Below are 21,858 nucleotides of genomic sequence, written 5' to 3'. Positions count from 1 at the left end.
TCCGGGCTCGCCCGAAAGAACGATGCGGCGATGGAACGGGTTCCGGACGGGGACAACCGCTCGCCGCCCCGCGCGTTCCGGTCGTCATGACCCAGTTTAGTCTTTTCGAGGGACACGGGCGGCCGGAGGGGCTGCGCTACGAGGCGGATTTCCTGACGGGGGCGGAGGAGCAGGCGTTGCTCGGCGAGGTCGCTGCCCTGCCCTTTCGGCCGTTCGAATATCAGGGCTTCCTCGGCAAAAGGGAGACCGTGTCCTTCGGCTGGGCCTATCGCTTCGACGGCAGCGGCCTGGCGGAGGCGGCGCCGATCCCGGGCTGGCTGCTGCCGGTGCGCGCGCGGGCCGCTGCCTTTGCGGGGCTCGAGCCGGCGGCGCTCGAACAGGCTTTGGTGATCCGCTACGGCGAGGGGGCCGGGCTCGGCTGGCACCGCGACCGGCCGGTCTTCGACGACGTGCTCGGCCTTTCCCTGTTGTCCGCCGCGCCGCTCCGCTTCCGGCGCAGGCAGGGGGAGAAATGGCAGCGCTTCACGCTGCGGGCGGAGCCGCGCTCGCTCTACCTGCTGCGCGGGCCGTCACGGACCGCGTGGCAGCACAGCCTCGCGCCGGTCGAGACGCGCCGCTACGCGATCACCTTCCGGTCGATGCGCCGCAATCCCTAGCGGTAAAAGATGTGCGCCCCGATCACGCTCGAGCGGGCGAGCCGGCGGCCCCAGGAGGGCGAGACGTAATTGGCGTGATACCAGAGCACGTTCGGCTCGAGCAAACGGGTCGAGCCCTGCTGGGCGATGCGGGCGATGGCGACGGCGCGGCGCCAGGCCTCGGACGAACGGTTGGCGGCGGGGATGACGCCGCCGCGGACGAAGGAGAATTGCGCGCGCTGGACGACGACGCCGCACCAGGTGGTCGGGTAGCGGCCGGAGCGGGCGCGGTTCATCACCACCTCGGCGACGGCGAGCTGGCCCTCGAGCGATTCCCCGCGCGCCTCGAAATAGACGGCATTGGCGAGGCAATCCTCCTCGGCGCCGGCGGTCTCGACCGCAGCCAGCCGGGCGACCTCGGCCTCGAGCGAGCCGAGCTGCGGCATCGGCGCGTCGGCGAGCCCGACCATGTGCTGGAAGGCGCCGACGCTGCTCTGGGCGGCGACGGCGGCCGACGGCACGGCGCTGTTGATGCCGAGCGGGCTGGCGCCGGTGCCGGCCCTGCCGTGATCGTAGATGCTGCCCTGGGCCGTGGCCGGCGTGGCGCTGAGCGAAACAAAGGCAAACGCAGCAAACGCCGCGGCGCGGACGAATCGGAACATATTGTAATTTGGTCGCTTTCTGGCGGTGAGACCCAGGCCTCGCCGTCTTGCACCGGCCAACCCTCCCGAACCCCGGGGGCGGCACCCGCTCGTTGAAAACTCGTAGGGCGTAACTGCGGGCGCCGGCCCGGTGAATCAACCTGCGGCCCGGGATTCAGCGGCGAACGGGGTGCGTGCCGGGACGAGTTGCGGAACTGGCGTCCCGGCGCTAGCGGAGCCCGTGAAGGGAGAGCCTCATGGCCAGATGGCTGATGAAATCGGAACCGCACGTCTACAGCTGGGACGATCTCGTCCGCGACGGCGGCACGGACTGGGACAGCGTCCGCAACAATGCCGCCCGCCTGCACCTGCGCGCCATGCAGCCCGGCGACGAGGCCTTCTTCTACCATAGCGGCGAGGAGAAGGCCGTGGTCGGCATCATGCGCATTGCCGGCGCGCAGAAGCCCGACGGCGAGGACGGCGCCTGGGTGAAGGTCCCCGTCGAACCCGTCCGCAGGCTCGCCCCGGTGACGCTGAAGGCGATCAAGGCCGAGCCTGGCCTCGCCAGAATGGAGCTGATCCGCCAGTCGCGCCTCTCGGTGAGCCCGGTGCGGGACGATGAGTGGGCCAAAGTCCTGGACATGGCCGGCGCCGCCTGAGCGCCCGAGCGGAGCGACGCCGGCTGCATCGCAGCCGCCGGAGCAGCGCATAGAGAGCGCGCATGCCGCCAGGGTGCCGGCGCAGCCGGACGCGACTGACGTCACGGGATTCACTCCCGTTACGGCGCCCTTCCCCTGAGCCCCGCCCATTCCCTTTCCCCGCCGCCGCTGATAGATTTCCCGCCAAAGCCGGGCGAGGGGGAAACGCGATGGCGACGATAGCCGAAACTGCACCGGAGGGCGGCCGCCGCCCGGATCTGCTGTCGGGGACGCCCCGCGCCCATCCGGTCGACCGCTGGGTCTATGTCTTCACCGCGGCGAGCTTCATCATGATCGTGCTCGCCGGCTTCGTGCCCAGCTCGATCGAGAAGGCGGCGGCGGTGCAGGCCGGCGCGCGGCCGCCCTTCCCGCTGGTCATGCACGTCCACGCCTTGCTGATGGGCAGCTTCCTGCTGCTGCTGCTCGCCCAGACCACGCTCGTCGCGACCGGCCGGAACGCCCTGCACATGCGGCTCGGCCTCGTCTCCCTGCTGCTCGTCCCGGCGATCGTCGTGGCCGGCTTCCTGCTCGCCAGCACCAATTATCATTCGATCTGGGGCGCGGCCCAGGCCGCCCCGCCGGCGGCGCGGCCCCAGCTGCAGGCGGTGGTCGGGATCATCGACAACATCCTGCTGCTGCAGCTCCGCATCGGCATCCTCTTTCCGATCCTGATCTGGATCGGCCTCAGGGCGCGGAAGGGCCAGCCCGGCCTGCACAAGCGCATGATGATCCTCGCCACCGCGGTCGCCATCCCCGCCGGGATCGACCGCATCCCCTGGCTGCCGACGACCATGCCGGCCAGCCCGCTCGGCACCGACCTCTGGACCCTGGTCGCGATCAGCCCGCTGCTGCTCTGGGACCTCATCCGCAACCGCGGCCTGCACCGGGCCTGGTGGATCTGGTTGGGACTGTTCCTGCCTTGCGCGTTCGTGGTGCACAGCTTGTGGGATACCCAATGGTGGCACGGGATGGCGCCGCGGTTGATGGGGGTTTGAGCGGGGCGAAGCTGACGAACCTGTCACATACCATCCGTGTGTCATCCTGGCGTCCAGGGCTGGCGGAAGGTTCCCAATGTTCGCACTGGCCATGGGGATGCGCCCGCATGTCTGGCGGGCAGCTTTCCGAGCGAGCGAAAGGCGCGGGGCGCAGGGCGTCGTGAGTCTCCTGGTTCGGCCCCGGACTAGCTCCGGGGCGACGAATTGTCGCACGGCAGCAGCCTGCAGGAAAATGTTTGCTCCGGCTTCGTTCGTCCTGCGCCTCTCCTTATCTCAGCCCGGCAGCGCCAGCAGCCGCGACGTGAACCTGCCTCGCTGTCGGCGCCTGACTGTGGGAACCCCCGGCGGGGCAATGGCGTATCATCCGCGGAGTCTCTCAATGCGCAAACCCATCCTCATCCTCTCCGCCGTCTATCTCGCCGCGATCGGGCTCGCCCTGATCTTCGTCCCGCTCAGGTTCGGCACCGGCGCCGTCCCGCCCGACGCCTCGCCGCAATTGCTGGCGCTGCTGCGGCTGCTCGGCGGGCCCCTGCTCGGCATCGCGGCGCTGAACTGGCTGATGCGGGACGCGGCGCCGTCGCCGTCGCTTCGGGCGGTGCTGATCGCCAACGTGGTCGGCTTCGGCGCGGTCGCGCTCAACGACGTGCACGGCGTGCTCAGCGGCGAGGCGCGGGAGCTCGCCAAGCTCTTCCTGGTGGTGCACGCCGGGTTCGCGCTGGCCTTCATCGCTTTGGTGCGGGGCGTGGCGCGGACGCGCGACTGAGCGGCCGTTGCGCTTTTGGCTGACCCGCTGCAGGCCGGCGGGATGGCATCTATGCTCGCCCTGCTCCTGCTCACCGCCGCCCAGGCGCCTTCGCTGCTGCCGGGCCGCGCGGAGGCGGCCGTCGCCTTTTTCGAGCGGCAGGCGGATATTTGCCGGGCGCTGATCGACGTCTGCGAGGGCGGCGTCGGCGTCCGCGCGCCGGAGGACGTGACGGACCTCAGCTGCCGGACCGGGAGGCCGGGGTTCGCGACCTGCCGGTTCACCGTCGCGGGCCAGCGCTGCCGGGCGGACTTCGTCAGCGCGGCCGCCGGTGCCGACCATGGCTGGGCGCTCGACTGGAGCCAGTTGCCGCAGCCGTCCGGCCATGGCTGGGCGGTCGCCTGGACCCGCTCGCCCGAGCCGCGCGGGCCGCGGATCCGTTGCACGGCGCGGGACTAGTCACGATTTTGAGGTCGAAGCCGCTCCTCGTCATGCGAGTGAAGCGAAGCAATCCAGACTGGCTTGCCGCGTCGTCGCTCCGCTCCTCGCAATGACGTTTAGGCGGCTTCGGCCTTGCGGGACTGACGCTTCCGCTCGTGGGGGTCCAGGTAGCGCTTCCGAATCCTGACAACCTTCGGCGTCACCTCGACCAGCTCGTCGTCCTGGATATAGGCGATCGCCTGCTCCAGCGTCATCCGCTTTGGCGGGGTCAGGCGGATCGCGTCGTCCTTGCCGCCCGAGGCGCGGAAGTTGGTGAGCTGCTTGGACTTGAGCGGGTTCACCTCGAGGTCCTGCGGCTTGGCGTTCTCGCCGATCACCATGCCCTCGTAGAGCATGTCACCGGGGGCGATGAACAGGATGCCGCGCTCCTCCAGCGCGTTCAGCGCATAGCCGACCGCGGCGCCGGTCTCCATCGAGATGAGGACGCCGTTCTGCCGGCCCTGGATCGGGCCCTTATAGGGGCCGTAGCGGTCGAACAGCCGGTTCATGATGCCGGTGCCGCGCGTGTCCGAGAGGAACTCGCCATGATAGCCGATCAGGCCGCGGCTCGGCGCGGTGAAGGTCAGCCGGGTCTTGCCGCCGCCCGAGGGCCGCATGTCGGTCATCTCGCCCTTGCGCTGCGCCATCTTCTCGACGACCGTGCCGGCATGCTCGTCGTCGACGTCGATGACGACCGTCTCGTAGGGCTCCTCGCGGCCGTTCGGGCCGTCGCGGAAGAGGACGCGGGGGCGGCTGATCGAGAGCTCGAAGCCCTCGCGGCGCATCGTCTCGATCAGCACGCCGAGCTGCAGCTCGCCGCGGCCCGCGACCTCGAAGGCGTCCTTCTCCTGGCTCTCGGTGAGCCGGATCGCGACATTGCCCTCGGCCTCGCGCTCGAGCCGGTCGCGGATGACGCGGCTCTGCACCTTGTCGCCGTCGCGGCCCGCATAGGGGCTGTCGTTGACCGTGAAGCTCATCGCGAGCGTCGGCGGGTCGATCGGGCGGGCGCGCAGCGGCTGGGTCAGGCCCGGGTCGGCGATGGTGTTGGAGACGGTCGCCTTGGTCAGGCCGGCAATGGCGACGATGTCGCCCGCTTTCGCCTGCTCGACCGGCACGCGGTCCAGGCCGCGGAAGGCGAAGACCTTGGTCGCCCGGCCTTCCTCCACCGCATTGCCCTCCACGTCGATCGCCCTGATCGGCATGTTGACGTCGAGCGTGCCGCTCTCGATCCGGCCGGTGAGGATGCGGCCGAGGAAGGGATCGCGGTCGAGCAGGGTCGCCAGCATCTTGAACGGCCCTTCCTCGTCGAGGCGCGGCGGCGGGACATGGCTGACGATGGTCTCGAACATCGGCGTCAGGTCGCCGGAGCGGACGTCGTCGGTCAGGCCCGCATAGCCGGCGCGGCCCGCGGCGTAGAGGGTGGGGAAATCGAGCTGCTCGTCATTGGCCTCGAGCGTCAGGAACAGCTCGAACACCTCGTCCAGCACTTCCGCCGGGCGGGCGTCGGGGCGGTCGATCTTGTTGACCACGACGATCGGCTTCAGGCCGAGCGCGAGCGCCTTGCCGGTCACGAACTTGGTCTGCGGCATCGGGCCCTCGGCGGCGTCGACGAGCAGGATGACGCCGTCGACCATGGAGAGGATGCGCTCCACCTCGGCGCCGAAATCGGCGTGGCCCGGCGTGTCGACGATGTTGATGTGCACCTGCTCGCCGCCGCCCGGGGGCATCCATTCCACGCTGGTGCATTTGGCGAGGATGGTGATCCCCCGCTCTTTCTCCAGGTCATTGGAATCCATAGCCCTTTCCTCCACGCGCTGATTCTCGCGGAAGGTGCCGGACTGCCGGAACAGCTGGTCGACAAGGGTCGTCTTGCCGTGATCGACGTGGGCGATGATCGCCACGTTGCGAAGGCTCATCTTCGGGTAACTCTCGATTGGGAGAAATGTTCGCCGCGGCCATAGCGACTTTGCTGCGCTGCAACAAGGGCACAGCGCGCCGAAATCAGGGGAAATGCGCGCCCTGCGTGAAGCCGTGCCGGGTTTCGCGGTCATAGGTCACGTCCCATTGCGCGAGCACGCGGACGGCGGCGCGGCCATTGTCGTTGGCGGTCGCGCAATTGCCGGCGCGGATCGCGCGGAGGACCGTGCCGAGATTGTCCCAGGCGTGGCGCAGGTGGCCCGCCTCGTGCCGCTCCAGCGCCGCGCGATACGCCTCCCAGCGGGCGACGACGGCGCGGGGCGTGTTCGCCTGGTTGACGAGCCGCGGCATGCGCAAGGTGGCGGTGAAGCGGATCTCGGTGCGGGCGAGGTCGCAGCCGCCCCGGCCGTTCCCGGGCCAGCGCCAGCTGATATACCAGCGGTTGACCGCGTCGACGCGCTGGCCGTCATTGGGGTCGGTCGGCCGGACGCGGTTGATCGCCGCCCTGATCTCGGCGACGCTGCGCCCGCTCACCTCATAATAGTCGACGTCGAGATTGGGGATGCCCGCGAGCGGTCCGGTGGCCGGCGGCGGACCGGCAACGGCAGCGCCGAGGCCGAGAGCAAGACCAGCGGCGAGGCAGAGCAGGAAGGCGGCGAGACGGCGCATCGTCACGGGGTCAGCGGGCGACCCGCTCCAGGATCTCGACGCCGCGGGCGAGCGCGCGCCGCTCGGAATCGGCGAGCTTGTGCAGGCGGCCGACCAAAGCGCGGACGCGGCGCTCGCCGCCGCCGGCCATCAGCTTCGCGCCATCCTCTGTCGCCATGATCCGGACCGAGCGGCGGTCGCGCGGCGCGGCGACCCGGCTGACCAGCCCCCGCTCGACGAGCGCGTCGACGATCCGGCTCATCGTCGGCGGGCGGACCTGCTCGGCAGCGGCGAGGTCGGCCAGCGAGACCGGCCCCTCGGCCACGATCCAGGACAGAGCGGAAAGACGCGGCGCGGACAGCCCGCTGCCGTCATCCTCGCGCCTGAGCGTGCGCAGCAGCCGGATCGACGCCGAATGGAGCCGCGCCGCCACGTCCCGAGTCTGGCCGTCCCCCATGCCGAATCCCCGCTTAGCAAAGCTAATGATTGTGCTTCGCCAATTGTTAGCACGGTCTTGTGGATAAGTCGATAAGGGCAAGTGTCTGGAAAGCTTCCCGCTTCGACACAGGATCCACAGGCAGGGCGCCGGATTGCAGGGATTTTTCCTGTGGAGCGAAGCGGGGACGCGCTGTGGATAGAATCGGCGTTCAGGGGTGCAGCCACCAGCGCAGCGCATAGCCGAGGGCGCCCACGACGAGCACACCGGCCGCCCATAGGCCGACGAACCAGGCCCATTTCCGCCAGAGCGGCCCTTCCGCGCCGTCCCTCATGCCGGGACGGTGCCAGCCCGCTGCCGCGGCTGCACGGCTTTTCCTTCGATCCTCCTTTTGCGGCTGTGGGGACCGTCGCCTGGCAGCAAGGCGTGAAGAACGGCGCCTTCCGCACCCGCCTCGGCCATGCCTGGGCCGGCGTCCGCCTGGTCTGGCGGCGCGAGAAGACCTTTCGCACGCATGCCGTCTTCGCCCTTGCCGCGCTCGGCATGGCGGCCGCGCTGCGCGCCGGCCCGCTCTGGTGGGCGATCGTCATCCTGTGCATCGCCATCGTCGTCGCGCTGGAGGCGATGAACTAGGCGCTCGAATATTTGATCGACCGGCTCCATCCGGAAATTCACGAGGAGATCCGATGCGCCAAGGATGCCGCTGCGGGCGCGGTGCTGCTGGCGAGCCTTGGCGCGGCTCTTGTCGGTGCGCTGATGGTGCTGGACCGATCGCACGGCTGATCAGTGATAGCCATGCGCGCCGACCTTGCCGCGGAACACCCAATAGGACCAGGCGGTGTAGGCGAGGATGACCGGGATGAGCACGGCGGCGCCGACCAGCATGAAGAGCTGGCTCGAATGAGGCGCGGCGGCCTGCCAGATGGTGACGCGCCCGGGGATGACGTCGGGCCAGATCGAGATGCCGAGGCCGGCGAGGGTCAGGGCGAACAGGCCGAGCGCGGTGGCGAAGGGCAGCCAGTCCCGCCCGCGCCGGATGCCCTCCCAGCAAACCAGGGCGACGCCACCGAACGCCATCGGCATGATGCCGGTGAAGAGCACGCCCGGCCATTTGAACCAGCGCTCATGATATTGCGCCTCGAGGAAAGGCGTGGCGAGGCTAACCGCGCAGACCATGAGCAGGAAGGCGGGCAGCAGCCACTGGGCGTGCCGCCGGGCCAGAGCGTTGAGCGCGCCCTCGGTCTTCCAGATCAGCCAGGTGGCGCCTAGCAGGGCATACGCGACGGCAAGGCTGGCGCCGGTCAGCAGGCTGAACGGCGTCAGCCAGTCCCACCAGCCGCCGGCATAGGCGCGGCCCTGCACCTCGATACCCTGCAGCAGCGCGCCGAGCGTGATCCCCTGCGCGAAGGCGGCGAGCAGCGAGCCCAGGCAGAAGCTCGCGTCCCAGAATTTGCGGTGCGCGGGATCGCGCCAGCGGAACTCGAAGGCGACGCCGCGGAAGATGAGGCCGAGCAGCATGGCGATGATCGGCACGTAGAGGGCGGGCAGGATGATCGCATAGGCGAGGGGAAAGGCCGCCATCAGCCCGCCCCCGCCGAGGACAAGCCAGGTCTCGTTCCCGTCCCAGACCGGCGCGATCGAGTTCATCGCCTGGTCGCGGTCCGGCCCGACCGGCACGCGCGGGAAGAGGAGGCCGATGCCGAGGTCGAACCCGTCCATCACCACGTACATCGCGACGGCGAAGGCGATAATGATTGCCCAGATGATCGTCAGATCCATTGGCGCCTCGTCACGGCAGGGACGCTCGAAAGGAGCATCATCTCTCCTCCTCCCCGCCCCGCTCGACCGCGGCGGCGGGCGTGATGCCGGCGGTGCGGATTGGCAGGTCTGCGGGCGGCGTCTCGCCCTCGGCCGGGGCGTGGCGCATCAGCTTCAGGATGTACCAGGTGCCGGCGGCGAAGACCGAGAAATAAACGATGACGAAGGCGATGAGCGAGCCGGTCACGCCTGGCGCCGCGATCGGCGAGACCGCGTCCCGGGTTCGGAGCAGGCCGTAGACCACCCAAGGCTGGCGCCCGACCTCGGTCGTCACCCAGCCCGCGATCACCGCGACGAAGCCGGCCGGCCCCATGACCAGCGCCATGCGGTGAAGCCAGATCCATTCGTGCAGCTTCCTGCGCCAGCGCGCGACGAGGCTCCACAGGCCGAGCGTCAGGATCAGGAAGCCGATCCCGACCATGATCCGGAACGACCAGAAGACGATCGCCACCGGCGGCTGGTCCTCCAGCGGGACCGTATCGAGGCCGCGCATGGGCGCATTGAGATCATGCTCGAGCAACAGCGAGCCGAGCCGCGGGATCGCGACCGGAAGCCGCATTTCCTGCGCGGCCTGGTCCGGCAGGCCGAACAGAAAGAGCGGCGCGCCTTCCGGATGGCTGTGGAAATGGCCCTCCATCGCCATGATTTTCACCGGCTGATGCTCCCAGGTGTTGAGCCCGTGCTGGTCGCCGACGAAGATCTGCACGGGCGCGACCAGAGCGGCCATCCACATCGCCATCGAGAACATGGTCTTCACCTCGGGCGTCTTGCGCCCCTTGAGAAGATGCCAGGCGGCGACTCCGCCCACGGCCAGCGCGGTCGTCAGGTAGGCGGCGAGCACGGTGTGGGCGAGACGGTAGGGGAAGCTGGGGTTGAAGATGATGTCGAGCCAAGACCCCGCCGGCACGAACTGGCCCGCCTCGTTCACCGCATAGCCGGCCGGCGTGTGCATCCAGCTGTTCGCCGACAGGATCCAGAAGGCCGAGAGGAAGGTGCCGAGCGCGACCATCAGGGTGGCGGCGAAATGGAGCTTCCTGCCGACGCGGCCCATGCCGAACAGCATCACGCCGAGGAAGCCGGCCTCGAGGAAGAAGGCGGTGAGCACCTCATAGGCCATGAGCGGCCCGATGATCGGCCCGGCGCGGTCGGAGAAGACCGACCAGTTGGTGCCGAACTGGTAGGACAGGACGATGCCGGAGACGACGCCCATGGCGAAGGCGAGCGCGAAGATTTTCAGCCAGTATTTGAAGAGGTTGAGATACTTTTCCTGCCCCGTCTTGAGCCACAGCGCCTCGAGCACCGCCAGGTAGGAAGCGAGGCCGATCGAGAAGGCGGGGAAGATGAAGTGAAACGAAACGGTGAACGCGAACTGGGCCCGCGCGAGAATGAGTGCAATGCCGTCCGGATCGGGCACGTCGCCCCAAGCTCCTTTTGCCTGCCGCCTCCTAGCGCCGTGCGCGGAAATGTCACCCCTCCCGGGGGCGTGCAAAAGCTGACCCTGTGGATGCACTTTCCGCACGCGCCGAGGCGACGCAGACTGACCGCCCGGCGACCGCATTCCACACCAAATGGCGCGCAGGGCGCACAATCGTTCCGAGGCCCCTCAACGCTCAAAGCCTCCACTTTGGACCTGAATTGCGCAGTCCGGCACCAGCATTTCCGTTACCCGACAGTAATGCGGCCACGCTGTTCCCGCGCTGTGGAACATGTTAACTTGGCGATTATTGCGGGAGGGGAAAATGGCGAATCACACGACGGGGCATTGCTGCGGTTCATCTTATGCCGGCGGGCCGACAACCTGCATTGCCAGCCCCGAGGTGATGGCCGACATCAGCGAACAGATCAGCCAGGAGAATATCCTGTCCGTCGCCGATGCGCGGATCGCAACCATGGCCGGACTCCTGGCCATTCCCTCGGTTGGCAAGATCGGGTTCAACGACGGGGTCATCTACCCGCCTGCCACCCTGCAGGAGGCGCCGCAAAAGCTGGTGCTCGGCTTCGAGAGCACGGTCGCCGACACGGGCGGCATCCAGCCCTCGCAACAGGCCGCCATTCCGAGCGCGGCCGGAAGGTTGAACTGCCTCGTGCTGCTGGTCGACTTCGAGGACAATCAGGGAAGCCTGCCCGCCTCCCATTTCGAGAGCCTGCTGTTCGACGACGGCAATCCGGATTCGATGCGCAGCTTCTACCAGGACCTTTCCTATGGCGCGCTCGACATCGACGGCGTGGTGACAGAATGGATCCGGGCCGATCACCCCTATGACTATTATACCGCCGGCGAGAGTGGCACCGGCGGCAACTACCCGAACAACACGCCCGGCCTTCTCCATGAGGTTCTTCAGAAATATTGCGCCAACAACAGCCTCGCGCCCTTCGACCAGAATGGCGACGGCTTCATGGACGGACTGTTCCTTGTCCATGCGGGCGGCGGCGCGGAGGCCGAGCGCGACCGGACCCGGCGTCCCCACATGATCTGGTCCCACAAATGGGTTCTCCCCGAGGCGTTCGAGAATGACGGCGTTTCCGCCTTCGCCTATTTCACCGCGCCCGAGGACGGGCTGCTGGGCGTTTTCGCTCACGAATTCGGCCATTTCCTCGGATTGCCCGACCTTTACGACACCAGCTATCGCAGCAAGGGCCTTGGCGACTGGTGCCTGATGGCCGGCGGTTCCTGGGCCGGAGGAGGCCAGACTCCGGTCCGGCTTTCGGCCTGGTGCCTCGCCCAGCTGAACTGGATTCAGCCGGTCAACGTCACCGGGCCGGAGACCCTCGCGCTCGCGCCGCTGGAGCAGGATGCCGGTGCCTGTTACCGGCTCTGGTCGAACGGCGACCCGGGCAGCGAATATTTCCTGATCGAGAACCGGCAGCAGCAGGGCCGGGACATCGGCTTGCCGGGCAGCGGCCTCGCCGTTTGGCATATCGACGAAACGCAATCGGACAATACCAACCCGCTCTCCTACCGGGTCGCGCTGATCCAGGCCGACGGCAAGCGAGAGCTGGAATTCTCCAGGAATGACGGCGACCCGGGCGATCTCTTCCCGGGCTCCGGCAACGTCACGGCGCTCGACGATGCCGGCGCCCATCCGCACACCCGAGCCAATGACGGCACCGCCACCGGCGTCGCGCTGTCCGGAATCACCCAGAATGGAACTGACATTTCAGTCGACGTGACGGTCTAGGGCGGCCGCAGCGCGGCGGCGGGAAAGTCGGCAGGCTACCCGCCCTTCGCCTCGGCCTTTTCCAGGACGACGCGCTCGCCGCTTGGACCGCCGAGCACGGATGCCGTCAGGGCATAGCTCTTGCCGGTCTTGATACCCGTCGGATCGGGCGCGAACAGCGTCAATTTGCTGCCGGGCTTTGCCTGGAGAAAGTCCTCAAAGCCCTGGGCGGCCTTGCTCTTCGCGACCAGGATCTCGACGTTGCAGCCGAAGCCGCCGGGATCCCTGGCGATGCGCTCCACCGTCGCCTCGACGACAGTCCGATTCGGCTTGATCCTCATGCGACACTCCGGGGCGAATGCGACGAATATAAGAGGAGGGACGGGCCATTCAACGCCGGTCCCGCGGCCGGTCGCCCGCCCACCGGATTGCGACCGAAGGCGAAACGAAAGCCTCCGGCTGCAGGTTCGTCGCTCGGGCGGTCGGCTTCGTCCCACCGCGATTGGCCGAATCGACCGGCCTGGGCACCGGTGTCATGATGCGATGGAACATCTCCCGGTAAATATGGCGACCTCGGCGAACATGGTTCGTGACACCCTGCCGTTCTTGCGGCAGGAAAGGCGCCCTGCTGTCCGGGGGCCGAAGCGAAAAGTGCTTTCATCAAAGAGCCATGCCCTGTGGTCCGACGCGATCCGCACGACGGTCGCCCTCTGGCTGTTCGTGCTGCTCGTCTTCCTCCCGCGAATCGTCCAGCGTCACGCGGGAGACTCCTGGACGAGCGTCGTGATCGATTGCGCGACGATCCTGGTATCGATCGGCTTCTCCCTGCTCATGTTCCTGAGCTCGCGGGCGACGATCGGGCTGCCCTACTGGACCCGCCTGCCGCTGCGCGCCGCCGCCGTGCTGTTCTTCGCCGCGCTGAACACGCTGGTCGATGCGGTCTATCAAGCCTGGATCGCCAACAATCTGGTGGCGACCTGGCGCGCCATCCCCACCGACTTCGACCGCTACTACGTGTCGATGCTCAACTATATCCTCGTCTACGGCGTGAACATGATCCTGTTCCACGTCAATTATGCGCGCCGCGCCTCGATCCAGCAGGCGCGCCAGCTCGCCGAGGCCCAGCTCGCAGCACAGCAGGCCCAGCTCGCGGCGCTCCGCTACCAGCTCAACCCGCATTTCCTGTTCAATGCGCTGAACTCGATCTCCGCCCTGATCGTCACCAGGCGCAACGACGATGCCGAGGAGATGACCGAGAAGCTCTCTTCCTTCCTGCGCTCCTCGCTCAACGCGGAGCCGTCCGAGCTCATCCCGCTCGACGAGGAGCTGGCGCTCACTGAAGAATATCTTTCCATAGAGAGCGTCCGCTTCGGGGACCGGCTGGAGATCGACATCCACTGCGCCGACGAGGCCTGCCATGCTCTGGTGCCGAGCTTCCTCGTCCAGCCCTTGGTCGAAAATGCGGTGAAGCATGGCGTCGCCCGCTCGACCAGGCCGATCGAGATCCAGATCGACGCAGCGCTCGACAATGGCGCGCTCAGGATCAGCGTGGCCAACGACATCGCCGCCGAGCAGGCGGACAAACTACCGGATTCCGAGGGCGCCGGCGTCGGCATCGACAATGTCCGCCACCGCCTCAACGCCGTCTTCGGCAAGCGCGCCTCGCTGACCGCCGGCCCTGCCAACGGCCGCTTCGTCGCGACCATCTCCATTCCCAGGGTAACGCTCGCCCCGTAGCGAAACGCATTCCAATCCCCTTGGAAAGAACGCGAATAATTGACTTGCGCGCCCGCCTGACGGAAAGCATCCGCGCACAGCGAGAAGGCCGGGGACGGGAACGATGCGGGTATTGCTGGTTGACGACGAAGCCCTCGCGCTGGACCGGCTGACCAGCTTTTTCGGAGACATCGAGGGGGTCGAGGTGGTCGGCCGCGCGACCGACGGCAATATGGCGCTCGACAAGATCCGCGAGCTGCTGCCCGATCTCGTCATCATGGACATCCAGATGCCGGGCCGGACCGGCCTTCGCGCCGCTGCCGACATCGACGTCGAGCCGCGCCCGGAGCTGGTCTTCGTCACCGCCCACGAACATTATGCGCCCGACGCCTTCGAGGTGGACGCGGCCGACTATCTGCTGAAGCCGGTGCGCTTCGACCGGCTGCGCCAGGCCGTGGAACGCGCCCGCCGCCGTCGCGCGCTGCGCGCCTCGGAGGACCGGGCGGCGGCGCTGGAGGCGGAGCTGGAGACGGTGCGCGCGGGCGGCCAGGCCGCGGGCGACGCGGACGACGGCTTCTGGATCCCGGAGCGGCACGGCCAGCGCCGGGTGCCGACCGACAGCATCAACTGGATCGAGGCGGCGCGCGACTATGTGCTGCTGCACACCGATCTCAGGAGCCACCTGCTGCGAATCACCATGGCGGCGCTCGAGGAACGGCTCGCGGGCACGCAGCTCGTGCGCGTGCATCGTTCGGCCTTCGTGCGGCCGGACCGGGTGGAGGAAGTGAAGAGGGACGGACGGTCGCTGTCCCTGGTGCTGGCCGGCGGGGCGGAGGTCCAGGTGGGCCCCTCCTATGTGGCGGCGACGAAGGCCGCGCTCGGCCTGGAATAGAGCTTCATTCAGTCGGCGCGGATGACCGGGGCGGCGTCTGGACGCCCCTCGTTCAGGACGTCCGGTCGCCGATCCCCGGCCTCCGGTCTTGCGGCACCACGTTACGCGACGAGCGCGGTGGAGGTGCTGGCGGCCACCAGCAGGACGCTCACGAACATCGCGGCGAAGCAGGTGGAAACGGTGCGGAACGTGTCGGCAGTCATCTCGATCTCTCCAAATCAAACGGCGCCCCAACGGCGCCGATGAATTGGCTCTAGACGCCCCTGTGGCAGAGCGCAGCGACGATGCGACAATCGTCACACATGGTTCGACCAGCGCGGATTTCGTCGACCAAAGGCGCGGACGCAGCGACGAAAGGTCGGGTTTCCGGGCCTTTTTCCTAGAAAAAGACGGACCAGCCCGTGCGGTCCACCACGGCCTCGAGCGCCGCGGCGCCGGCGGCGCTGGTGCCGGAATCGTTGAGCGCCGGGGACCAGGCGGCGAGCGCGCCATGGCCCGGGGCGATGGCGAGAATGCCGCCGCCGACGCCGCTCTTGCCCGGCAGCCCGACGCGGAAGGCGAACTCGCCACTATTGTCGTAATGGCCGCAGAGCATCATCACGCTGTTGATCCGCCGGGCGCGGTGCGGCGGACAGACCACCTCGCCGGTCTCGGGATTGCGGCCGTCGAAGGCGAGGAAGCGGCCCGCTCTGGCGAGCTGGCGACAGCTCATCGCGACCGCGCACTGGCGGAAATAGGCACCGACCGCGATCTCCACCGGATTGGCGAGATTGCCGAAATTCTTCATGAACCAGGCGAGGCTGCGGTTGCGCGCGCCGGTCTCGCTCTCCGAGGCCGCCACCTCCTCGTCCACCGCCACCGACGGGTCGCCCGACTGCGCGCGCAGCAAGGCGAGCAAGGCCTCGATCGCCGCGTCGGCCGAGCCCTGCTCGCCGATCAGGGCGTCGGTGACGACGATCGCGCCGGGATTGATCAGCGGGTTGCGCGGAATGCCCTGCTCGCTCTCCAGCTGGACGATCGAGTTGAAGGCGCCGCCCGATGGCTCGCGCCCGACGCGCCGCCAGAGATCGACGCCGACCCTCTCCAGCGCCAGCGCGAGCATGAAAATCTTGGAGATGGACTGGATCGAGAAGGGCTCGTCGCAATCGCCGGCGCCGTGGACGACGCCGTCCGCGCCGGCAAAGGCGATGCCCAGCCGGTCCGGGCTGACGCGCGCGAGCGCGGGGATATAGTCGGCGACCTTGCCCTCGGCGCGCCGCGGCGCGGCGACGGCGAGCGCCTCAGTGAGGATTTGTTGCATTGGCAGGCGGCGTGGCCGGCGCCGGCGGGGCTGCGGAGGGCATGCCCGGAATCTGGGCGCCCTGCCCCTGCCGCATCATCCCCATCATCATCTGCGCAATCTGCTGCAGTTGCTCGCGGCTCATCGCCGGGCCGGGCAAGGCGAAGCGGCTGTCGGGCACGTCCTCGGTGCTGACCGAATCGATCCGCAGCTGGTCGCCGACGCGCAAGGGAGCACCCAGGCCCATCATGCCGCGCAATGCCATATAGACCTGCGGCTCGCGGCCGAGCAGCGACACGATCGTGGGCCGCACCGATTCGAAGAAGCGGGCGAATTCCTGTCCGACCGGCGCCAGGCGCGGATCGGTGGCGATGACCACCTCCATCGGCGGGGCGCGCGTCTCGCCGTTGATCAGGACGATGCGATAGAGATTGCCCTGCACGCCGTTGACCACTTCCGGGCCGACCGGATGGATCTCGACGCGCTGCTGCAGCACCTGCTGCGCCCCGTCCTGCATCGAGCCGCCGCGGATCAGCGGCGCCGCGAACTGGCCGACCAGGGCCAGGGCGTCGTCGACCCGGGCGACGATCTGCGGCCCGCCGCCCGGCGCGCTCAGCACTGCATAGCCCGTGCCTTCCCGGGTGATGAAGGCGACGCCCGGCGGCTGCGCTCCGGCGTCCCCGGGCGCGGTCATCTCCATCCGCGCCTGGCCGGCGCCGTCGGCCGAGACGGTGAGCGTCGGCGGATGCTGGCGGACATTGGCCGGCGCATTTTCCGGTATCACCGCGCGATAGCGGACGGTGACGTCGGCCAGCGCCGGGCTGGCGATGAGGCTGCCGGCGAGAGCGGCAAGCAGAAACGAGCGGCGCATGATAATCCCCCTTCGAGCGGGCCCCGGAGTCGAGCCAAGCTTACGCCCGATGCGGGCGGCGGAGAAGGGCGGATGAAGGGGAAGCTGGATGCCCCGCGAGGATTCGAACCTCGATAGACGGAGTCAGAGTCCGTAGTCTTACCGTTAGACGACGGGGCAACCGGAAGGCGCGCGAGATAGGCGGCGACCGGCGACGGGTCAAGGCCGCAGAACGGCTTTTCACACATTGAGTCATCCCGGCGAAAGCCGGCACCCGCGACCACCGGATTCTGGAACCCGGCCCGCTGGCATCGTCGCCAATTCCATAACTCCGGAGTTCATGGATCCCGGCTTTCACCGGGATGACTGGTGCAGGCGTCAGCCCCTGCTTGATAGCGGTTAACCACCCGTCCTTGCCGCGCCGGTCGCCCTCATGTACAAAGGCGGCAAGTCACGGGCGGCTCCGGCCGTCCGAAACGAAAGCATAACGAGAAGTCCGTTCGATGCCGCAGCAAGCCGTCCAGGCTCCGCAGGCGCCGGCTCCAGGACCGGCAGAGGAGCTTCCAGAAACCCCTTCCGGCCACCCGGCGGCAGCTGCCGAGAATCCCGCACGCCGATGGGTTCCCCGCCATACTTATGGCGCGATCGACCTCGGCACCAACAATTGCCGCCTGCTGATCGCCCGCCCGACCGAGGAAGGGTTCACCGTCATCGACGCCTTCTCCCGGGTCGTCCGGCTCGGCGAAGGCATGGCGACCTCGGGCAAGCTCTCCGAAGGCTCGATGGACCGGGCGGTCGCCGCACTCGCGGTCTGCGCCGAGAAACTGCGCCGCCGCCGCGTCAGCCTCGCCCGCTCCGTCGCCACCGAGGCCTGCCGGCGCGCGGTCAACGGCCGCCATTTCGTCGAGCGGGTCAAGCGCGAGACCGGCATCTGCCTCGAGATCATCGCGCCGGAGGAGGAAGCGCGGCTCGCGATGCTCGGCTGCCACCGGCTGCTCGAGCCCGGCGACGGTCCGGCCCTGATCTTCGACATTGGCGGCGGCTCGACCGAGCTCGTGCTGATCGACACCGACCAGGGCGAGCCGCGGATCAAATGCTGGTGGAGCGCGCCCTGGGGCGTCGTCTCGCTGACCGAGAGCGAGGGCCGCCATTTCGCCACGCCCGAGGAACGGCTCGCCGCCTATGGCCGGATGCGCGAACGCGTCCGCCACGCCTTCCGCCATTTCGTCGACCTGCTGCCCGCGAACAAGCGCGACATCCGCCTGATGGGGACGAGCGGCACGGTGACCACCCTCGCCAGTGTCTATCTCGCCTTGCCGAGCTACGACCGGCGCGCGGTCGACGGGCTGAAGATGCCCGCCTCGGCAATGCGCAAGGTATCCGAGACGCTCTCCAGCATGGACCATGATGGCCGCGCCACCTTCCCCTGCATCGGCCATGAGCGCGCCGACCTCGTCGTCGCCGGGTGCGCGATCCTCGAGACGATCATGGACATCTGGCCGGCCGAGACGCTGGGCGTGGCCGATCGCGGCATCCGCGAAGGCATCCTCCGCTCCCTGATGGCGCGCGACGGGCACTTGCTGTGAGCCGGAGCGGGAGCGGCCCGCGCACGCGGGTGCGCACCGCCAAGGGACGCCGGGTCAGCTCGACGCGCTGGCTCGAGCGGCAGCTCAACGACCCCTATGTGAAGAAGGCCAGGGCCGACGGCTATCGCTCGCGGGCGGCCTACAAATTGATCGAGCTGGACGAGCGTTTCGGCTTCCTGAAAGGCGCGAAAAGGGTCGTCGATCTCGGCGTCGCGCCCGGCGGCTGGGCGCAGGTGGTGCGCCAGCGGCTGCCGCAGGCGGGGCTGGTCGGCATCGACCTGCTGCCGACCGATCCGATCGAGGGCGCGACCCTGCTGCAGATGGACTTCATGGACGAAGCGGCGCCGGACGAACTCAAGGCGGCCCTGGGCGGCCCCGCCGATCTCGTCCTCTCGGACATGGCCGCCAATACCGTCGGCCATCCCCAGACCGATCACCTGCGCACGATGGGCCTGGTCGAGGCGGCGCTGGATTTCGCCTGCGAGATACTGTCGCCCGGCGGGACGTTCGTTGCCAAGGTGCTCGCGGGCGGCGCGGACAGCCATCTCGTCGCCGAGCTCAAGCGCAGCTTCACGACCGTCAAGCACGCCAAGCCGCCCGCGAGCCGCAAGGGCTCGAGCGAATGGTATGTCGTGGCGCAGGGGTTCAAGGGCGCGTAGCGAAGTCGCCGAAGAACTGGATGTAATTGCCCTCATTGTCGCGGATCATGAGGTTGGCGCGCTGGTCGGCCCGTGCTGGGAACGGCCCGACCGCGATCGGGACGCCCCGCGCCCGCAGGGTCGCGACGAGCCTGTCCCAGTCGTCCACCCTGATGCCGGCCTTGAAGATGCCGTGGACGTGGGTGGCGTGGCGGATGGCGGGCGCGACCTCGCGCAGCGGCCGCGCCGCCGGGTCGTGAATCAGCTCCACCTCCAGCCCGCCGCCGGACAGCAGGGCCATGGTGACCCCGTCCCGCGGCGGCGGACGCATGATCACCCGCATGCCGAGCTTGTCCCGATACCACAGGATGCTGGCGTCGAGATCGGCCACCGAGGCCGCGAAGAACGCGCCGCTGGTTGTGAAGACGGGCTCCACGGCGGGAGCGGGTTGAGCCCGGGCCGGCGCCATCTCCTGAATAAGCGCCACGGAGAACAGAAGCGAAGCAATAAGCCTCATTAGTCCCCCCTGTTCTCGTCGAACGTTCAGCTCCGCCGGTTCGCGCGGGCCTCGGCGATTGCGGCCTTCAGCGCCTCGTAGCCGACCGCGCCCTGCAGCACCTGCTCGCCGATCACGAAGGTCGGCGTCCCAGTGGCGCCGACCGCCCGGGCCATTTCGGCATTGCGGGTCACCTCGGTGCGCATCGCCTCGCTGGGTGAGGCGGGGAGCGTGACGCCGGCTTCCTGGATCGCCTGCTGGCGCACCGCGTCGGTCGGCCGGCCGAGCGCGAACATGCGCGCGTGAAACTGCCGCCAGCGGCCCTGCTCGGCGGCGGCGAGGCTGGCCACGGCCGCGGCCTCGCTGTTCGGGCCGAGCACGGGATATTCGCGCCAGACCACCTTCAGCCGGTTGTCCTCGCGCAGCAGCCGCTCCACGTCGCCGTTGATCTGGTGGCAATAGGGGCAGGCATAGTCGAAGAACTGGACCATCACGACGTCGCCATTCTCGGCGCCGGCCCAGGCGCTGCGATAGGGCCGCTCCAGCGCCTCGCGATTCTGCAGCACGGCGGCGCGTGCCTGGCGGCGCTGCATCCGCTCCACCGCCTCCGGCAGGATCTCGCCATGTTCGAGGATATAGTTACGCACGATCGCCTCGGTCTGGGCCTGGCCGGCGCCGCCGCGGAGGTTGAAGTAGAGCGACACGCCGAGCGCGCCGACCAGGACGCCGCCGATCCCCGCGAGCAGCGACAATTTCCAGCCCGCGAGCGCCGGGCCGCCCTGAGAGGGTGCCACCCCCTTTGCATCCGTCATTGGCGGTCGCGTCGGTTGCGGCGCTGCATGGCGGTACGCGAGACCATGGCGATGTCCTGCGCGCGCAGCCAGTCGCCGGAATGGGCCGGCAGGCCCATCATCGCCCGCTCCGCATTGGGCAAGGCGAGGCCCGGCTGGCCCTGAAGATTGTAGCGCTCCGCAGTGGCGAGCGCGGCGCGCGCCTCGTCGCCCTCGCGGTCGTAGACGATGCCGAGCTGGTACCAGGCGAAGGGATTGTCATTGTCGCGACCGACGGCGATGCGCAGCACGCGCTTGGCCTCCGCGAAATTGGCGGGATCCTCGGTCGAGATCAACGCATGGCCGAGCAGGGTCGCGATCAGGGGCGTGTCGTTCGACCGCTCGACCGCTTCGCGCAGCGCCGTTACCGCTTCGCGGGGATGGCCGGATTCGAGCAGGACCTGGCCTTGCAGCTCGAGGAAATAGGGATCGTGCGGCGCGCTGGCGATCAGGGCCGCGACCTCGGCATTGGCCTCGTCCGGATGGCCGGTCCGATGCCACGCATAGGCGCGGGCATAGCGCGCCTCGATGGACCGGTTGCTGGCCGGAAAGCGGCGCATGACGAGCGCGGGATCGTCGACATAGCCGCTGAGCTTGCCGCGGACCCGGCGAAAGCGCGCCTCGAGGGCGGGGTCGGTCGGCCGGTCCCAGGCCGGGTCGGCCTGGTAGCGGGTCTGCAGCGCGGCGATACGCTCCCCGTTCACCGGGTGGGTGCGCTGATAGCCATTGTCCTGCGCGATGTTCATGCGGAATTCGAGATTCTGCAGCCGCTCGAAGAAGGCGAGGCTGCCGCGGCCGCTGATCCCGGCGCGGCTGAGATAGGTCGCGCCGGCCTGGTCGGCGCTGCTTTCCTGCACACGGGTGAAGGAGAGAAAGCGGCCGAGCGCAGCCTGCTGGCCGGCGGCGATCACGCCCATGCCGGCCTCGCCGGCGCCGGCGGCGATCGCCGCGGCGCCGAGCAGCATCGACAGAATCATGATGCCTGTCGCCTGGCTCGCGCCCTCCTGCGAGCGCAGGATGTGGCCACCGGTGATGTGGCCGAGCTCGTGCGCGATCACGCCCTGCAGCTCGTTCACATTTTCGGCCGAGGTGAAGAGGCCCGAATGGATGTAGACGATCTGGCCCCCGGCGACGAAGGCGTTGATCTCGCTATTGCCGATCAGCACCACCCGGACGTTTTCCGGCTGGAGCCCGGCCGCGACGATCAGCGGCCGCGAGATGTCCCGCAGGAACGCCTCGGTCTCGGCGTCGCGCAGGATGGACTGGGCCCGTGCCGGCTGCGCGCCCGCGAAGATCGCAAGCGCCAGGAACATGAGCAGACGGGCGTACCAGGTCGTCCGCCCCGCAGCGTGGGGAGCATCAGCCATCGCAACGTCTCTCCCCGTCAAAGCCTGAACCCCAGA

General features: G+C 68.7%; 23 protein-coding genes, 1 tRNA gene and 1 pseudogene. 11 read left to right on the top strand and 14 right to left on the bottom strand.

The genetic code is table 11. From position 1 onward, the window contains the following. The first annotated feature begins 86 nt into the window (after positions 1-86). On the top strand, positions 87-656 hold the full coding sequence (locus VEC11_RS02515; protein WP_464128822.1) for an alpha-ketoglutarate-dependent dioxygenase AlkB: 570 nt from the start codon (positions 87-89) through the stop codon (positions 654-656). Here VEC11_RS02515 and VEC11_RS02510 read toward each other — a convergent pair. After that, positions 653-1,297 carry a cell wall hydrolase gene (locus VEC11_RS02510; RefSeq protein ID WP_464128820.1) on the bottom strand — a complete coding sequence of 215 codons (645 nt, stop codon included), beginning with the start codon at positions 1,295-1,297 and terminating at the stop codon, positions 653-655. The two genes, VEC11_RS02515 and VEC11_RS02510, sit on opposite strands and share 4 nt — an antisense overlap. Before the next feature lie 236 nt (positions 1,298-1,533). On the opposite strand from VEC11_RS02510, the gene VEC11_RS02505 reads away from it, so the two are divergent. The 4 genes from VEC11_RS02505 to VEC11_RS02490 all read left to right on the top strand — a co-directional run bounded on the left by VEC11_RS02505 (position 1,534) and on the right by VEC11_RS02490 (position 4,170). Continuing rightward, positions 1,534-1,935, top strand: coding sequence for an EVE domain-containing protein (locus VEC11_RS02505; RefSeq protein ID WP_464128819.1), 402 nt, complete (start codon positions 1,534-1,536; stop codon positions 1,933-1,935). Positions 1,936-2,144: 209 nt separating this feature from the next. Then, a complete protein-coding gene (locus VEC11_RS02500; protein ID WP_464128817.1) occupies positions 2,145-2,969 on the top strand; it encodes a hypothetical protein in 825 nt (274 codons plus the stop codon). A gap of 379 nt (positions 2,970-3,348) precedes the next feature. Next, positions 3,349-3,732, top strand: coding sequence for a hypothetical protein (locus tag VEC11_RS02495; protein ID WP_464128816.1), 384 nt, complete (start codon positions 3,349-3,351; stop codon positions 3,730-3,732). 51 nt (positions 3,733-3,783) lie between these two features. After that, positions 3,784-4,170 (top strand): hypothetical protein, encoded by a 387-nt coding sequence (locus VEC11_RS02490; protein ID WP_464128815.1) that lies wholly within the window; start codon positions 3,784-3,786, stop codon positions 4,168-4,170. Positions 4,171-4,268: 98 nt separating this feature from the next. Here the strand turns inward: VEC11_RS02490 and typA are convergent, their stop codons facing one another. The 4 genes from typA to VEC11_RS02470 all read right to left on the bottom strand — a co-directional run bounded on the left by typA (position 4,269) and on the right by VEC11_RS02470 (position 7,526). Continuing rightward, on the bottom strand, positions 4,269-6,107 hold the full coding sequence (gene typA, locus VEC11_RS02485; RefSeq protein WP_464128813.1) for a translational GTPase TypA: 1,839 nt from the start codon (positions 6,105-6,107) through the stop codon (positions 4,269-4,271). An 85-nt stretch (positions 6,108-6,192) separates the two neighbouring features. Next, the gene (locus tag VEC11_RS02480) at positions 6,193-6,777 is read right to left on the bottom strand and encodes a DUF922 domain-containing protein (RefSeq protein ID WP_464128812.1); all 585 of its coding nucleotides are present in this window, start codon (positions 6,775-6,777) and stop codon (positions 6,193-6,195) included. 10 nt (positions 6,778-6,787) lie between these two features. After that, positions 6,788-7,213 carry a MarR family winged helix-turn-helix transcriptional regulator gene (locus VEC11_RS02475; protein WP_464128810.1) on the bottom strand — a complete coding sequence of 142 codons (426 nt, stop codon included), beginning with the start codon at positions 7,211-7,213 and terminating at the stop codon, positions 6,788-6,790. A gap of 190 nt (positions 7,214-7,403) precedes the next feature. Next, positions 7,404-7,526, bottom strand: coding sequence for a DUF2474 domain-containing protein (locus tag VEC11_RS02470; protein WP_464128809.1), 123 nt, complete (start codon positions 7,524-7,526; stop codon positions 7,404-7,406). Between the two features lie 65 nt (positions 7,527-7,591). Here VEC11_RS02470 and VEC11_RS02465 point away from each other — a divergent pair. Beyond that, positions 7,592-7,975 (top strand): annotated as a pseudogene (locus VEC11_RS02465) (diacylglycerol kinase). On the opposite strand, the gene cydB reads toward VEC11_RS02465, so the two are convergent. Continuing rightward, on the bottom strand, positions 7,976-8,971 hold the full coding sequence (cydB, locus tag VEC11_RS02460) for a cytochrome d ubiquinol oxidase subunit II (RefSeq protein ID WP_464128808.1): 996 nt from the start codon (positions 8,969-8,971) through the stop codon (positions 7,976-7,978). 37 nt (positions 8,972-9,008) lie between these two features. Then, positions 9,009-10,424, bottom strand: coding sequence for a cytochrome ubiquinol oxidase subunit I (locus VEC11_RS02455; RefSeq protein ID WP_464128807.1), 1,416 nt, complete (start codon positions 10,422-10,424; stop codon positions 9,009-9,011). A 325-nt stretch (positions 10,425-10,749) separates the two neighbouring features. On the opposite strand from VEC11_RS02455, the gene VEC11_RS02450 reads away from it, so the two are divergent. Further along, positions 10,750-12,189: a M6 family metalloprotease domain-containing protein gene (locus VEC11_RS02450; protein ID WP_464128805.1), complete on the top strand. Its 1,440-nt coding sequence runs from the start codon at positions 10,750-10,752 to the stop codon at positions 12,187-12,189. Positions 12,190-12,224: 35 nt separating this feature from the next. Here VEC11_RS02450 and VEC11_RS02445 read toward each other — a convergent pair whose 3' ends face one another. Then, entirely contained in the window at positions 12,225-12,509 is a 285-nt protein-coding gene (locus VEC11_RS02445; RefSeq protein WP_464128804.1) for a hypothetical protein, read from the bottom strand. A gap of 310 nt (positions 12,510-12,819) precedes the next feature. Between VEC11_RS02445 and VEC11_RS02440 the strand changes: the two genes are divergently transcribed. Both VEC11_RS02440 and VEC11_RS02435 read left to right on the top strand, forming a co-directional pair. Next, on the top strand, positions 12,820-13,905 hold the full coding sequence (locus tag VEC11_RS02440) for a sensor histidine kinase (RefSeq protein ID WP_464128803.1): 1,086 nt from the start codon (positions 12,820-12,822) through the stop codon (positions 13,903-13,905). Between the two features lie 103 nt (positions 13,906-14,008). Beyond that, the gene (locus VEC11_RS02435; RefSeq protein ID WP_464128801.1) at positions 14,009-14,776 is read left to right on the top strand and encodes a LytR/AlgR family response regulator transcription factor; all 768 of its coding nucleotides are present in this window, start codon (positions 14,009-14,011) and stop codon (positions 14,774-14,776) included. Between the two features lie 379 nt (positions 14,777-15,155). Here the strand turns inward: VEC11_RS02435 and VEC11_RS02430 are convergent, their stop codons facing one another. From VEC11_RS02430 to VEC11_RS02420, 3 genes are all read right to left on the bottom strand, one after another. Next, positions 15,156-16,076 carry a glutaminase gene (locus VEC11_RS02430; protein WP_464128800.1) on the bottom strand — a complete coding sequence of 307 codons (921 nt, stop codon included), beginning with the start codon at positions 16,074-16,076 and terminating at the stop codon, positions 15,156-15,158. Continuing rightward, positions 16,057-16,926 (bottom strand): hypothetical protein, encoded by an 870-nt coding sequence (locus tag VEC11_RS02425; RefSeq protein WP_464128798.1) that lies wholly within the window; start codon positions 16,924-16,926, stop codon positions 16,057-16,059. The genes VEC11_RS02430 and VEC11_RS02425 overlap by 20 nt, the downstream gene beginning before the upstream one ends. Before the next feature lie 85 nt (positions 16,927-17,011). After that, positions 17,012-17,085: transfer RNA gene (locus tag VEC11_RS02420), tRNA-Gln, on the bottom strand. A gap of 323 nt (positions 17,086-17,408) precedes the next feature. Between VEC11_RS02420 and VEC11_RS02415 the strand changes: the two genes are divergently transcribed. Then, the gene (locus VEC11_RS02415; RefSeq protein ID WP_464128797.1) at positions 17,409-18,491 is read left to right on the top strand and encodes a Ppx/GppA phosphatase family protein; all 1,083 of its coding nucleotides are present in this window, start codon (positions 17,409-17,411) and stop codon (positions 18,489-18,491) included. After that, positions 18,488-19,150, top strand: coding sequence for an RlmE family RNA methyltransferase (locus VEC11_RS02410; protein WP_464128796.1), 663 nt, complete (start codon positions 18,488-18,490; stop codon positions 19,148-19,150). Before VEC11_RS02415 ends, VEC11_RS02410 begins: the two co-directional genes overlap by 4 nt. Here VEC11_RS02410 and VEC11_RS02405 read toward each other — a convergent pair. The 3 genes from VEC11_RS02405 to VEC11_RS02395 all read right to left on the bottom strand — a co-directional run bounded on the left by VEC11_RS02405 (position 19,137) and on the right by VEC11_RS02395 (position 21,822). Continuing rightward, positions 19,137-19,598, bottom strand: a complete 462-nt coding sequence (locus VEC11_RS02405) for a VOC family protein (protein ID WP_464128794.1) — start codon at positions 19,596-19,598, stop codon at positions 19,137-19,139. The two genes, VEC11_RS02410 and VEC11_RS02405, sit on opposite strands and share 14 nt — an antisense overlap. 74 nt (positions 19,599-19,672) lie before the next feature. Then, complete coding sequence (locus VEC11_RS02400; RefSeq protein ID WP_464128793.1) at positions 19,673-20,419, bottom strand: DsbA family protein; 747 nt, start codon at positions 20,417-20,419, stop codon at positions 19,673-19,675. A 14-nt stretch (positions 20,420-20,433) separates the two neighbouring features. Continuing rightward, positions 20,434-21,822: a M48 family metalloprotease gene (locus VEC11_RS02395; protein ID WP_464128791.1), complete on the bottom strand. Its 1,389-nt coding sequence runs from the start codon at positions 21,820-21,822 to the stop codon at positions 20,434-20,436. Positions 21,823-21,858 lie beyond the last annotated feature (36 nt).

This window comes from Allosphingosinicella sp., assembly GCF_035626655.1.
Taxonomy (GTDB): Bacteria; Pseudomonadota; Alphaproteobacteria; order Sphingomonadales; family Sphingomonadaceae; genus Allosphingosinicella.
This window is presented reverse-complemented; position numbering and strand designations above follow the sequence as displayed.